This is a genomic window from Pseudomonas edaphica (assembly GCF_005863185.1).
Classification (GTDB): domain Bacteria; phylum Pseudomonadota; class Gammaproteobacteria; order Pseudomonadales; family Pseudomonadaceae; genus Aquipseudomonas; species Aquipseudomonas edaphica.
Genome location: NZ_VBVZ01000133.1, coordinates 1 through 12,585, shown reverse-complemented (window position 1 = coordinate 12,585; position 12,585 = coordinate 1). Strand labels below are relative to the sequence as shown.

The following is a 12,585-nucleotide window of genomic DNA, read 5'->3' as shown; positions in this document are numbered from 1 at the left end:
AAATTGCAGCGCCTTTACTGGGGCCGCTTCGCAGCCCAACGCAGGGCAAGCCTGCTCGCCACAGGAGAAATTGGATGCCTTTAAAAGTTGTGTAGATACCTATGCTCATCGCAGGCAAGCCAGCTCCCACATTTGACTGTGTTCACGAATCAAAAGTGGGAGCTGGCTTGCCTGCGATGAGGCCCTTACTCCACCCGAGTTTCCCCGGTGAATACCAAGGTGTGCCGACACCGCCTGCACAAATACCGCCGCCCCTGATTCACCAGCCCATGCCGCTGGGCCGAAAACGGGAAATCGCTGTCGGCACACGGGCAACGGTAGATATACCGGGTCACTTGGCGGCGCTTGATCGCATAAGTGTGGCAACGATCCGGCGGCAGTTCGTAAACCCCGCGCATGATCAGTTGCCATTCCTCGCCATGGGGCTGGATGCGCTCGCCAAACAATTGGTGGGCGATCAGATGCGCCACCTCATGGGCCACGGTCTGTTTGAGGAAGTGCTGGCTGTTTTCGCGGTACAACTGTGGGTTGAAGCGCAGCAGGTTCTCGTGCAAATGCGCGACACCGGCCTTCTGGCCCCGCAGCTTGAGGCTAACCTGGGGGCGTTTGAAGCTTCGTTTAAAAAATGATTCGGCTTGTAGGAAACAATCTTCGACGCGGGTATTGAGTTGCTCGGGCATGCTGACCATATCTCCAGAGACGTCCAGTATGCCGCAAAAGCAGGTGTTTCCGAATCTGTCAGGCGCCGAATGGTCATGCATAACGCACAAAGCCACCTTGCGGTGGCTTTGCCTGCGGTAGATCAGCTTAGTTGGTGTAGATCGGGCCTACGCCCAGCCCCCAGACGATCACGGTAAACGCCATGATTGCCACCAGTACCACCAGGCCCACGGCCAAAACCGAGCTGGAAAACAGAAAGCCCTCGTCCGGGTCGATGTTCATAAACGTCGGCAGCCCCACATACAGCAAGTACACCGTGTAACAGATAGCCGCCGTGCCCACGACCATGCCCAGCCACATATGCGGATAGAGCGCCGCCAGCCCGCCGATAAACAGCGGGGTCGCGGTGTAGGTGGCAAACGCTACGCAGCGCGCCATGCTGGGGCTGGCGTCGTAGGTGCGGGCCATCCAATGGATGAATGCGCCCATCACCGCCACGCCGCCGAGCATCGCCGCGTAGGACATGAGGGTCATCCACAACGCACTTTCCTGGGTCAACATGACCGGGGCGCGGCTGCCGATCACCCAGCCGACCCGGGTGGTGCCGATAAAGGCCGATACGGCGGGGATCGCCGCGAGAATCAAAGTGTGAGTGAGGTACATGTGGCCGATACTTTCTTCCTTATCGCCACGAATTTCCCGCCATTCCTGGTCGGGATGGGTAAACAGCCCCACGACGTGATGGATCATGCCAGTCACTCCTGTCGTTATTACCATCGCCCCCCATCGGAGCGCCCACGGGCCAAATGGCCACATAAGGTCCTGGATAGTTGTGCGACCTTACGTCGCAGTATAGGAAGTGATGACCGGAAAAACTGTAGGGCTTTAGAGCAAATTGCGCTGTAAACATGGGCGCTAATCGCGGTGAGGTCTGTCAGGGATAACGGGTTCTACTGTGGGAGCTGGCTTGTCGGGTCGCCGCATCGCTGCGATAGCGGTGGATCAGTGATGTATTAGTTGCTGACACACCGCCATCGCAGGCAAGCCAGCTCCCACATTGGATCGGCGTCGCCCATTGAAGTATTTTTGCGTAAAATGCTGCGCTTTTCGTCACACACCTCTAGCGGATCCAAGCGCCATGGGCACTCTTACGGTCAACCAGAACAAACTGCAAAAACGCCTGCGTCGCCTGGCCGGGGAAGCGGTCGCCGATTTCAACATGATCGAGGACGGCGACAAGGTCATGGTCTGCCTCTCCGGCGGCAAAGACAGCTACACCCTGCTCGACGTGCTGCTGCACCTGCAAAAGGTCGCGCCGATCCAGTTTCAGATCGTTGCCGTCAACATGGACCAGAAACAACCGGGCTTCCCGGAGCACGTGCTGCCGGCCTATCTCAAAGAGCTGGGCGTGGAGTACCACATTGTCGAAAAAGACACCTATTCGGTGGTCAAGGAGCTGATCCCCGAGGGCAAAACCACCTGCTCGCTGTGCTCACGCCTGCGCCGTGGCACGCTTTACACCTTTGCCGATGAGATCGGCGCGACCAAGATGGCCTTGGGGCACCACCGTGACGACATCGTTGAGACCTTCTTTCTCAATATGTTCTTCAACGGCTCGCTCAAGGCCATGCCGCCCAAGCTGCGCGCCGATGACGGGCGTAACGTAGTGATCCGCCCGCTGGCGTATTGCAACGAGAAAGACATCCAGGCTTACTCCGACTTCAAGCAATTCCCGATCATCCCGTGCAACCTGTGTGGCTCCCAGGAAAACCTGCAGCGCCAGGTGGTCAAGGAGATGCTGGTGGACTGGGAGCGCAAAACCCCAGGCCGCACCGAAAGCATCTTCCGTAGCTTGCAGAATGTGCAGCCGTCGCAACTGGCCGACCGCAACCTGTTCGATTTCACCAGCCTTAAAATTGACGAGACCGCCGCTTCGCGCTTCGTCAATGTGGTGAACCTCTAAGACGTTTCAATGCTCTGAAAGACGGCGCTCACGGGCGCCGTTTTCAATTCAACTGCCAGGAGAGGGCATGCGCGATTACAAGTGGCTGCACGAATATTGTCTGAACCGCTTTGGTTCAGCGGCCGAGCTGGAAGCCCACCTGCCTGTACCCAAGACCCCGGCGCAATTGCGCAAGATCAGTGATGATCGCTACCTGTCGACCCTGGCGCTGCGCGTATTTCGCGCGGGCTTGAAGCACAGCGTGGTGGATGCCAAATGGCCGGCGTTCGAGCAGGTGTTCTTCGGTTTTGACCCGGAAAAAGTCGTGCTGATGGGCGCTGAGCACCTGGAGCGCCTTATGCAGGACGCGCGCATCATCCGTCACCTGGGCAAGCTCAAGAGCGTGCCGCGCAATGCGCAGATGATGCTGGATATCGAGCAGGAAAAAGGCAGCTTCGGCGCGTTTATCGCCGACTGGCCGGTGACCGATATCGTCAGCTTGTGGAAGTACTTGAGCAAGCACGGTCACCAGTTGGGCGGGCTGTCGGCGCCGCGCTTTTTGCGCATGGTCGGCAAGGACACGTTTGTGCCGAGTGATGACGTGGTGGCGGCCTTGAATGCACAAAAGATCGTCGACAAGGCGCCGACCAGCCTGCGGGATTTGGCGACGGTGCAGGGCGCGTTTAACCAATGGCACGCCGAGAGTGGGCGGCCGATGTGCCAGCTGTCGATGATGCTGGCTTACACGGTGAATCATTGAGACTGAGTTGATCCGATCGCAGGCAAGCCAGCTCCCACAGGGGAATGCATTCCAAGTGTGGGAGCTGGCTTGTCGGGTCGCCGCATCGCTGCGATAGCGGTCTTCAGGCAGGCTGCAAATCTGCCGCCAACCGCCGATTCAACTGATGCCGCCACCGCACATACAACAGCGCGGAACAAAACACCGCCAGACTCGCCAGCATCTCCAGCACCCCGAACCACTGCCGGTTCGGGTCATATGCCGCCAGTGCGCCCTTGATGAAATACAGGTTCACCACAAAACACATCCACGAATGCCCGCGCGCGCTGCCCAGCAGCATCCCCGGCGCCAGCACCAGCAGCGGCACCAGCTCGATCAGCAGGATCACCCATGGGCGCGCACCGTGCAGGTCGGCGATGAACAGGTAATACACGCACAGCAAGCCCACCAGCCCTAAAAAAGCCACCAGGCTCAGTACGCGTGCCACCTTGACCCGTGGTTCCAGCCACGCCTGGGGTGGCAGGACCTTAGGTTTTCTGGCCACGGCCGTTCTCCAGCAGCGTGGCGGTAGTGGCCAGGCGCAGGCCGAGTGCCCGGCACAGGGTGATTTCGTGCTGATCGAGCATGCGTTTGCCGTCCGGCCCGGAATGGTGGCTGGCGCCATATGGCGTGCCGCCGCCCTGGGTGTCGAGCAAGGCTTGTTCGCTGTAGGGCAGGCCGGTGATCAGCATGCCGTGGTGCAGCAGCGGCAGCAGCATCGACATCAGTGTGGTTTCCTGGCCGCCGTGCAGGCTGGCGGTGGAGGTGAACACGCCGGCTGGCTTGCCGACGAGTGCGCCGGTGAGCCACAGGTTGCTGGTGCCATCGAGGAAGTACTTGAGCGGCGCGGCCATGTTGCCAAAGCGCGTCGGGCTGCCCAGGGCCAGGCCCGAGCAATTCTTCAGATCATCCAGGCTTGCATACAACGCGCCTTCGTCCGGGATGCTCGGCGCCACGGCTTCGCACTCGGTGGAAATCGCCGGTACGGTGCGCAGGCGGGCTTCGAGGCCGCCTTGCTCGATGCCCCGGGCAATCTGCCGAGCCATTTCGCTGACCGAGCCATTGCGGCTGTAATACAGCACCAGCACATAGGGCGCGGTCACGGCAGCAACTCCAGCACGTTTTCCGGTGGGCGGCCGATGATGGCTTTTTCGGCGGTTGCCAGGATCGGGCGTTCCATCAGCTTCGGGTGCTCGGCAATCGCGGCAATCAACTGCGCCTCGCTGAGGCTGACGTCGGCCAGGTTGAGGGTTTTGTATTCGTCTTCGCCGGTGCGCAGCAGTTGGCGTGCGCTGATCCCCAGTTTGCTGAGCAAGGCCTTGAGTTGCGCGGCGTCCAGCGGCGTTTCGAGGTAGCGCACAACGGTCGGGGTCAGGCCACGGGCTTCGAGCAGTTCAAGCGCACCGCGCGATTTCGAGCAGCGCGGGTTGTGATAAAGCGTCAGATCGGTCATGTGCGGGTCGCATCTTGCGTAAGGTGGCGGGTATTCTACCTGCGCGGCGCCCCGTCCTTAAACCGTAAGAGGCGATAGGTCGCAGCCAACGTTCATTTTTTTGCGAAGGATTTCCCCATGACTAGGCGACTGATCGGTGCATTGGCGATCATCACAACCCTGCTGCTCAGCGGCTGCGGTAACGATTACGGCGTTGACCAATATGGTAAGAAAGTGGCGGCCGAACGCCTGGACAAACAATGGGTGGTGGTCAATTACTGGGCCGAATGGTGTGGCCCGTGCCGCACGGAAATTCCGGAACTGAATACCTTGGCCGAACAGTTGAAAGGCCAGAACGTGGGGGTGTTCGGGGTCAATTTCGACAACGTACAGGGTGAAGAACTCAAGGCCGCCAGCGAGAAGCTGGGGATCAAGTTCACGGTGCTGGCGCAGAACCCGGAAGAGATTTTCGATATTCCACGCAGCGAGGCGCTGCCGGTGACTTACATCATTGATGACAAAGGCAAGGTGCGTGAACAGCTGATGGGTGAGCAGACGGCAGAAGGCGTGTTGGCCAAGCTCAAAGCCCTGCGTGGTTAAATCTGTGGGAGCAGGCAAGCCAGCTCCCACAGAAAAGCCGATCCAGTCTGACTTTGGATCAGCCTTCTTCCAGCCACAGTCGAATCGGCTTGCCTTCAGCCGGCCAGAACCGGGTTTGCTCGATCGGTGAGATATCCCAGCGCTGCACACCTTGCAGGGCCTGGAAGAAGCGGTGCTCCTGCTCCATCAAGGCTTCGGCGCAGAGTTTGCGGGTGCTGCCGATCTTGCCGAAACTGAGCGTCCGGCCTTCGACGGTGTACGGCGCAAACCAGTGGTTGCAGCCGCCATTGCCGTAGGCGCGGCCATCGGCGCCGAGGGTGACGGTCAGGTGCGCGTAATCCATCAACGGCCGTTCGCCAATCCACTCCACCACGTAGCTGTGGTCTTGCTGCAGCTTTACCGCGTCACCGGCACAGCCCGTCAGGGCTACACCGAGGGCGGCGAGCAGCAGGCCTTTCATTGCGCAGCCTGCTGGCATTTCGGGCAGCGGTGCTTGTCGCCTTCGCTGGTCCAGCCCAGTTCCTTGATGCGCGCATTGGCTGCCGGCTGCAGCGGCTCTTTGGCCAGCTTGGTTTCCACGGCGAATTCAAACTCCAGCAAGCTGTCGCAGCTGTCGCAGTTGACCTTCCAGGTGTGAATTTCCAGCTCGCCGAATTTCGGCCCCTGGGCCATGGCGACCCACTGGCCCGCCGGGCGAATGGAATAGCGCGCGTCACCTTCGACGGTCAGGCGCATCGACAGGGTTTTACTGCCGCGCAGGGTGACGATCAAGACGTCGCCATGCTTGATCGAACCACCGTTGCCGGTGACCTGGTAACGGCCCGGCACCAGGGCGCGGCATTCGATCAGGGTGTGTTGCGGGCTCAGCAAGCTGAAGCGGAAATCGTGTTCGGCCATGGATCCTCCAAATAGGCGCGGCATCCTATCACGGGTGCCGGCCTATCATGAGCCTGGTATATGACCGCTGATCAACCTTGCACAAGGTTCTGCGGCTGGCCATCGGCCCACGCGGCAATGTTGGCCAGCGTGGTGGCTGCGATTGCCGCCAGGGCTTCACGGGTCAGGAATGCCTGGTGGGCAGTGATGATCACGTTGGGAAAGGTCAGCAGGCGTGCGAGTACGTCGTCCTGCAGCGGCAGGTCGGAGCGATCCTCGAAAAACAACTGGGCCTCTTCCTCATACACATCCAGGCCCAGGTAGCCGAGTTGGCCGTTCTTGAGGGCCTCGATCAAGGCTGGCGTGTCCACCAGGCCACCGCGTCCGGTGTTGATCAGCATGGCGCCAGGCTGCATCTGTGCCAGGGAACGTGCGTTGATCAGGTGTTTGCTGTCGGCGGTCAGTGGGCAGTGCAGGCTGATGATCTGTGCCTGGGCCAATAGCTCTGGCAGGTTTACATAGCGGGCGCCAAGGGCCTGGACCTGCGGATTGGGGAATGGGTCGTAGGCGAGTAACTGGCAGCCGAACCCGGCCATGATCTTGGCAAAGGTGGCGCCGATCTGCCCGGTGCCGACCACGCCGACGGTTTTGCCGACCAAATCGAACCCGGTGAGCCCGTGCAGGCTGAAATCGCCATCGCGGGTGCGGTTATAGGCGCGGTGCAAGCGGCGGTTGAGGGCCAGGATCAGCGCAACCGCATGCTCTGCCACCGCGTGGGGCGAGTAGGCCGGTACGCGCACGATACTCAGGCCCAGGCGCTGGGCGGCGGCCAGGTCGACATGGTTGTAACCGGCCGAGCGCAGGGCAATCAGGCGCGTGCCGCCGGCGGCCAGGTGTTCCAGCACCGGTGCGCTGAGGTCATCGTTGATAAAGGCGCAGACCACTTCGTGGTGTTCGGCCAGGGCCACGGTGTCGAGGTTCAGGCGGGCCGGTTGGAATTGCAGCTCTACACCTGCCGGCAGCGGCTCGCCGAGAAAGCTGTCGCGGTCGTAGGTCTGGCTGCTGAAAAGAATGACGCGCATTAAAAATGCTCCCTGCAGTCACTGAGTTTTAGGTAGGCCGATGTGGGCACCGGGCTTTTTGTGGGAGCTGGCTTGCCTGCGATGCGGGCAACTCGGTACATCAGGTACACCCAGTTGATGCCATCGCAGGCAAGCCAGCTCCCACACAAGCCAGCTCCCACACAAGCCAGCTCCCACACAAGCCAGCTCCCACACAAGCCCGCTCAACACAGGCTTGGAGAAGCCTCAGGCGCTGACCCGTGCCTCACTGGCCAACCGCGCAATCGCCATGTCCAGTTCATCCAGCGCGGCGATGGCCTTGGCGTCGTCTTGCTTGAGCAAGGTTTCCGCGCGCTGGCAGGCGGCGCGCAATTGCGGCACGCCGCAGTAGCGGGTGGCGCCATGCAGGCGGTGCACGCGTTCGATCAGCGCATTGTTGTCTTTGGCTTCACGGGCGGCGGTGATCGCCAGGCGATCGGCTTCCAGCGAGGCCAGCAGCATGGCGAGCATGTCGGCGGCCAGGTCGGCTTTGTTGGCCGCCAGACGCAGGCCTTCCTCATGATCCAGTACCAGCAGTTGCACGCCGGGTGCCAAGCCGTCAGTCGCGCGCTCCGGCCCTTGATTGCGCAGGGCCAGGCCGGTCCACTTCAACACTACTTGGGCCAACTGCCGCTCGCTGATGGGTTTGGTCAGGTAATCGTCCATACCGCTTTGCAGCAGCGCGCGTTTTTCGTTGGCCATGGCGTGGGCGGTGAGGGCGACCACCGGCAGCGGCGTACCGTGGCGTTCGCTTTCCCATTGGCGGATCGCCTCGGTGCTTTGGCGCCCGTCCATGCCGGGCATTTGTACGTCCATCAGCACCAGGTCGAAGGTTTCCTGCTTCACCGCGTCAATGGCCGCATAACCGCTTTCGACCGCGTGCACCTTGGCGCCCATGTCTTCGAGCAACGTTTGCACCAGCAACAGGTTGGCCGGGTTGTCGTCCACGCAGAGTACGCGCGGCGCTCGGCTGGAGAGCGGTTCGCCGGGTTCGCTGCGCAATGGGCGCGGGCTGATCAAATCGGCCAGTGCACGGCGCAGTTTGCGCGTACACGCAGGTTTGGCCTGCAACTGGCTGTTGGGGTTGGGCACTGACTGGTTGAACAACATCTGTTCGGTGGTCGGGCACAGCACCAGCACCTTGCAGCCCAGGTGTTCCAGGTCCCATAGATGCTGGTTGAGGCGTTCGGGCGGAATGTCATTGGCGGTGACACCGAGCACTGCCAGGTCGATTGCCTGTTCAGTCTGGTGTGCGCTGGTGATGCCGTTGGTCAGGCTTTCCAGGGTATTGAACGGTGTGACTTGCAGGCCGCAATCTTCCAGTTGGTGCTGCAACGCCTGGCGCGCGAGCTCGTGGTTTTCCAGCACGGCCACACGACGGCCGAGCAGCGGCGGGGAGGGCAGGTCTTCGGCGTCGTCGCGGGTTTTGGGCAGGCTCAGGCTGATCCAGAACTCCGAGCCTTCGCCCGGTGTGCTGTCGACGCCGATCTCACCGCCCATTTGCTCGATCAGCCGCTTGGAAATCACCAGGCCCAGGCCGGTGCCGCCGGGTTGGCGCGACAGCGAGTTGTCGGCCTGGCTGAAGGCCTGGAACAACGCACGCACGTCCTGGTTCGACAGGCCGATGCCGGTGTCTTGCACACTGATGCGCAGTTGCACGCTGTCTTCCTGTTCGTCTTCGACCATCGCGCGGGCAACAATAGTGCCTTCGCGGGTGAACTTGATCGCGTTGCTGATCAGGTTGGTGAGGATCTGCTTGAGGCGCAACGGGTCGCCCACCAGTGCCAGCGGCGTGTCGCGGTACACCAGGCTGACCAGCTCAAGCTGTTTGGCATGGGCGGCGGGGGCGAGGATGGTGAGCGTGTCTTGCAGCAAGTCGCGCAGGTTGAAGGGCACACTGTCGAGCACCAGCTTGCCGGCTTCGATTTTCGAGAAGTCGAGGATCTCGTTGATGATACCCAGCAGGTTGTCGGCGGATTTTTCGATGGTGCCCAGGTAATCCAGCTGACGCGGCGACAGCTCGCTTTTTTGCAGCAGATGAGTAAAACCCAGGATGCCGTTGAGCGGCGTGCGGATTTCATGGCTCATGTTGGCCAGGAACTCCGACTTGATCCGGCTGGCCTCCAGGGCCTCCTTGCGCGCCAGGTCCAGCTCGATGTTCTGGATCTCGATGGTTTCCAGGTTCTGACGCACATCTTCGGTGGCCTGATCGATACTGTGTTGCAGTTCTTCCTGGGCATTTTGCAGGGTTTCGGCCATGCGGTTGATGCCCGAGGCCAATTGGTCCAACTCCTGGCTGCCCAACGGTGGCAGGCGGGTTTCGAGGTTGCCGTCCTTGAGTTGGGCCACAGCTTGCTTGATCTGGCCGATGGGCGAGTTGATCGTGCGGCTGATGCGCAACGCCAGGGCGGCCGTGCAGATCAGGCCGATGGCGATCAGCAGCAGGCTGGCAAACAGGCTGCGATAACCGCGCAGCAACATGCCATTGTGCGACAGCTCCACTTCGACCCAACCCAGCAGGCGATCGGCTTCATCGGGGATCAATTCGCCCGCGAGGTTGCGATGGCGACCGAACACCGGCAGCAGGTAGCGCGTGGCGTCATTGCCACTGCGCTGCAGCAGGTGCGAACTGTTGCCGACCGGCGCGAGGTTAAGCATGGTCGGGCCGGCGTGGGCCAGGGACGAGCGGTCCGGTGCCAGGAACGACACCGCGCGCACGTCCGGTTGCTCCAGCGACTGGGTGGCGATGCGTTCAAGCAGGTCGGTGTTCTTGCTGCTCAACGCCGGGGCCACCAGCGGCGCCAATTACTCGGCGATCATTTCGCCGCGTTGCAGCAATTGGGTCTGCAACTCCGACAGCTGCATCCAGGTGAAATAGCCCCCCAACAACAGGGCCATCAGGCTAGTCGGTAATAAGGTCAGCAACAGTACGCGGCCTTTTATCCCCATTCTTCTAAGCACGCCACTCTCCTGCTACCACACTGTTTTCGTTTATCTGCGCGGGCATCCGGCCCACGCCACCTGCGCAGTGTAGCCATTTGCGCGGTGTGGAACCTCGCAAATTAATGATCGACGTCAATCTCCGACGTCAATCGCCGAGCGCAATCTTCGAACCATTGGCAGCCGGGTGGCGATTGCCTGTCACCGTTTAATCTTGAATAATCAGCGATTGAGAATGACTTGCAGACGCTAATGAATCCCGCAGTTGGCCTACCCAGTATCCTGGCAATCGAAGACGACCCTGTATTGGGCGCCTATGTGCATGAGCAACTGGGCTGCTGTGGCTTCCAGGTCACCTGGTGCCAGAACGGCCAACAGGGCCTGCAGATGGCACGTGACCAGGCGTTCGACGTGGTGTTGATGGACATCCTGCTGCCGGGCATGGACGGTTTGTCGATTCTTACCCATTTGCGCCAGCACCATGCGACGCCGGTGATCCTCATGTCTGCGCTGGGCGCCGAGGCCGATCGCATCAGCGGTTTTCGCCTGGGTGCGGACGACTACCTGCCCAAGCCGTTCAGCATGGTTGAACTGCGTGTACGCATCGAAGCCATCCTGCGCCGCGTGGCCCTGGACCGGCGGCCGTTGCCGCTGCGTTTACCGGCACGCGACGATGCACGCAGCCTGCGTTTTGACGATGAACTGTACGACGTGTTCTTTCAAGAACACTGGGCCGGGCTGACGCGCAGCGAGTATCGCTTGCTCGAGACCTTGCACCGTAGCGCCGATGAAGTGCTCAGCAAAGCCTTCCTTTACCAGCATGTGTTGCAGCGCGGTTACGCGCCTCACGATCGCAGCCTGGACATGCATATCAGCCAGATTCGCCGCAAGCTCAAGGCCATCGGCTACAGCGAGCGCGAAGTGCGCACGGTGTGGGGCAAGGGTTATGTACTGAGCGGCCATGATGAAGGGCTTTGAGCGGCTGCCCGGCCGGCACTCGTTATTCTGGAAGCTCGCCTGCCTGCTGATCGCCTTCTGTTTGCTGATGATCTGGCTCAGTTGGTCCTGGGGCCGCTATATGGAAGAGCAGAACGCCTATGTGGCCGAGGAGTCCCGCGAGATTTTGCGCGGCTATGCCGCGGGCGCGGAATTGGCCTGGAGTACCCAGGGCAGTGCTGGCGTGGACGCCTGGTTGCAGCTGATGGCCACGCGCGAATCGACCTGGATCGGGGTGATCGGCCACGACTTGCAGTCGCTGAGCAGCCTGCCGCTGAGCGACAAGGAAAGCCAGCGCCTGACTTTTCTGCGCGGGCTGGAGTGGCCGGTCAGCCGACACGTCAAAGGCCTGCCCTGGGTGAAAATCCCATTCCCGGTCAACCCTGGCGCCGGCTCGCTGGTAATCGAATTACCCAAGCGCTTTATGCCGGGGCGCTATCAGGTGTTCTGGCGCGTGGTGACCAACGGCGTGATTCCCGGCCTGTTTACCTTGCTGCTGTGCGTGGGGCTTTATCGGCTGCTGATCATGCCGCTGAACCAGTTGCGCGAGCAGGCCAACGCCTGGCGCGCCGATCAATTGAATACGCGCATGTCCCGCGAGGCCACCAGCCGCCAGGATGAATTGGGTGAGTTGGGCCGCGCCTTTGACCACATGTCCGAGCGTTTGCAGGGCACGGTGGAGTTGCAGCAACAGTTATTGCGGGACATGTCCCATGAGCTGCGCACGCCGTTGAGCCGTTTGCGCGTGGCCTGTGACAGTGAGCAGGATCTAGCGCAGTTGCGCGAGCGCCTGGGCCGGGAGATTGACGCCATGCAGCGCCTGGTGGAAGACAGCCTGCAACTGGCCTGGCTGGACAGCGAGCGAACGCGGTTACCCGAGGAAGCCATCCAGCTTCCGGCCTTGTGGGACATGCTGCGGGAAAACGCTTGTTATGAAAGTGACTGGCCAGCAGCGCGTTTGCCGTGTCTGTTGCCCGTCGACTGCTGGGTGCGCGGCAACCTGAATGCGCTGGCCCAGGCCCTGGAAAATATCCTGCGCAATGCCATCCGACATTCCCCCGCTCAGGGGCAGGTGACGCTGGACGGCTGTCGCGAGGGCGATGATTGGCATATTTGGCTGCAAGACCAGGGCGGCGGTATTGATGAGCAGGACTTGGAACGTATCTTTGCGCCGTTCACCCGCCTCGAAGGCTCACGGCCGGGTGATGGCGGTTTTGGTCTGGGCTTGAGCATCGCCCGCAATGCGGTACAGCGCCAGGGT

The 12,585-nt window shown here is 61.1% G+C and carries 13 protein-coding genes and 1 pseudogene; 5 read left to right on the top strand and 9 right to left on the bottom strand.

Annotated features, from left to right (window positions below; all coding sequences use genetic code 11):
- Positions 1-185 precede the first annotated feature (185 nt).
- Both FEM54_RS11280 and FEM54_RS11275 read right to left on the bottom strand, forming a co-directional pair.
- The gene (locus FEM54_RS11280) at positions 186-680 is read right to left on the bottom strand and encodes a SprT family zinc-dependent metalloprotease (protein WP_138450916.1); all 495 of its coding nucleotides are present in this window, start codon (positions 678-680) and stop codon (positions 186-188) included.
- A gap of 127 nt (positions 681-807) precedes the next feature.
- Positions 808-1,410, bottom strand: a complete 603-nt coding sequence (locus FEM54_RS11275; RefSeq protein WP_099548019.1) for a Yip1 family protein — start codon at positions 1,408-1,410, stop codon at positions 808-810.
- Between the two features lie 388 nt (positions 1,411-1,798).
- On the opposite strand from FEM54_RS11275, the gene ttcA reads away from it, so the two are divergent.
- Complete coding sequence (ttcA, locus tag FEM54_RS11270; protein WP_138450914.1) at positions 1,799-2,623, top strand: tRNA 2-thiocytidine(32) synthetase TtcA; 825 nt, start codon at positions 1,799-1,801, stop codon at positions 2,621-2,623.
- A 67-nt stretch (positions 2,624-2,690) separates the two neighbouring features.
- Positions 2,691-3,362: a DNA-3-methyladenine glycosylase I gene (locus FEM54_RS11265; protein WP_017136578.1), complete on the top strand. Its 672-nt coding sequence runs from the start codon at positions 2,691-2,693 to the stop codon at positions 3,360-3,362.
- 103 nt (positions 3,363-3,465) lie between these two features.
- Here the strand turns inward: FEM54_RS11265 and FEM54_RS11260 are convergent, their stop codons facing one another.
- From FEM54_RS11260 to arsC, 3 genes are read right to left on the bottom strand one after another with little or no spacing between them, the layout of a single operon-like run.
- On the bottom strand, positions 3,466-3,885 hold the full coding sequence (locus FEM54_RS11260; protein WP_138450912.1) for a DUF2069 domain-containing protein: 420 nt from the start codon (positions 3,883-3,885) through the stop codon (positions 3,466-3,468).
- Positions 3,869-4,483: an NAD(P)H:quinone oxidoreductase gene (wrbA, locus tag FEM54_RS11255; RefSeq protein ID WP_138450910.1), complete on the bottom strand. Its 615-nt coding sequence runs from the start codon at positions 4,481-4,483 to the stop codon at positions 3,869-3,871. Before wrbA ends, FEM54_RS11260 begins: the two co-directional genes overlap by 17 nt.
- Positions 4,480-4,833: an arsenate reductase (glutaredoxin) gene (gene arsC / locus FEM54_RS11250; protein ID WP_138450908.1), complete on the bottom strand. Its 354-nt coding sequence runs from the start codon at positions 4,831-4,833 to the stop codon at positions 4,480-4,482. Before arsC ends, wrbA begins: the two co-directional genes overlap by 4 nt.
- Positions 4,834-4,950: 117 nt before the next feature.
- Between arsC and FEM54_RS11245 the strand changes: the two genes are divergently transcribed.
- Positions 4,951-5,412 carry a TlpA family protein disulfide reductase gene (locus tag FEM54_RS11245; protein ID WP_017136574.1) on the top strand — a complete coding sequence of 154 codons (462 nt, stop codon included), beginning with the start codon at positions 4,951-4,953 and terminating at the stop codon, positions 5,410-5,412.
- 58 nt (positions 5,413-5,470) lie between these two features.
- On the opposite strand, the gene FEM54_RS11240 is transcribed toward FEM54_RS11245, so the two are convergent.
- The 4 genes and pseudogenes from FEM54_RS11240 to FEM54_RS11225 form a co-directional block, all read right to left on the bottom strand.
- Positions 5,471-5,872 carry an META domain-containing protein gene (locus FEM54_RS11240; RefSeq protein ID WP_099548014.1) on the bottom strand — a complete coding sequence of 134 codons (402 nt, stop codon included), beginning with the start codon at positions 5,870-5,872 and terminating at the stop codon, positions 5,471-5,473.
- Complete coding sequence (locus FEM54_RS11235; RefSeq protein ID WP_138450906.1) at positions 5,869-6,309, bottom strand: hypothetical protein; 441 nt, start codon at positions 6,307-6,309, stop codon at positions 5,869-5,871. Before FEM54_RS11235 ends, FEM54_RS11240 begins: the two co-directional genes overlap by 4 nt.
- A 71-nt stretch (positions 6,310-6,380) precedes the next feature.
- A complete protein-coding gene (locus FEM54_RS11230; protein ID WP_017136571.1) occupies positions 6,381-7,370 on the bottom strand; it encodes a 2-hydroxyacid dehydrogenase in 990 nt (329 codons plus the stop codon).
- A gap of 225 nt (positions 7,371-7,595) precedes the next feature.
- Positions 7,596-10,349: pseudogene (locus FEM54_RS11225) on the bottom strand (response regulator).
- A gap of 231 nt (positions 10,350-10,580) precedes the next feature.
- On the opposite strand from FEM54_RS11225, the gene FEM54_RS11220 reads away from it, so the two are divergent.
- Positions 10,581-11,306 carry a response regulator transcription factor gene (locus tag FEM54_RS11220; protein ID WP_138450904.1) on the top strand — a complete coding sequence of 242 codons (726 nt, stop codon included), beginning with the start codon at positions 10,581-10,583 and terminating at the stop codon, positions 11,304-11,306.
- Positions 11,293-12,585: sensor histidine kinase (locus FEM54_RS11215; RefSeq protein ID WP_138450918.1), on the top strand; the 1,293-nt coding region annotated here is incomplete at its 3' end. The genes FEM54_RS11220 and FEM54_RS11215, both read left to right, overlap by 14 nt.

Coding starts and splice junctions, on each gene's coding strand:
- FEM54_RS11280 (WP_138450916.1), bottom strand. CDS start 680: ATGCCCGAGCAACTCAATACCCGCGTCGAAGATTGTTTCCTACAAGCC.
- FEM54_RS11275 (WP_099548019.1), bottom strand. CDS start 1,410: ATGATCCATCACGTCGTGGGGCTGTTTACCCATCCCGACCAGGAATGG.
- FEM54_RS11265 (WP_017136578.1), top strand. CDS start 2,691: ATGCGCGATTACAAGTGGCTGCACGAATATTGTCTGAACCGCTTTGGT.
- FEM54_RS11220 (WP_138450904.1), top strand. CDS start 10,581: ATGAATCCCGCAGTTGGCCTACCCAGTATCCTGGCAATCGAAGACGAC.
- FEM54_RS11245 (WP_017136574.1), top strand. CDS start 4,951: ATGACTAGGCGACTGATCGGTGCATTGGCGATCATCACAACCCTGCTG.
- ttcA (WP_138450914.1), top strand. CDS start 1,799: ATGGGCACTCTTACGGTCAACCAGAACAAACTGCAAAAACGCCTGCGT.
- arsC (WP_138450908.1), bottom strand. CDS start 4,833: ATGACCGATCTGACGCTTTATCACAACCCGCGCTGCTCGAAATCGCGC.
- FEM54_RS11230 (WP_017136571.1), bottom strand. CDS start 7,370: ATGCGCGTCATTCTTTTCAGCAGCCAGACCTACGACCGCGACAGCTTT.
- FEM54_RS11240 (WP_099548014.1), bottom strand. CDS start 5,872: ATGAAAGGCCTGCTGCTCGCCGCCCTCGGTGTAGCCCTGACGGGCTGT.
- FEM54_RS11235 (WP_138450906.1), bottom strand. CDS start 6,309: ATGGCCGAACACGATTTCCGCTTCAGCTTGCTGAGCCCGCAACACACC.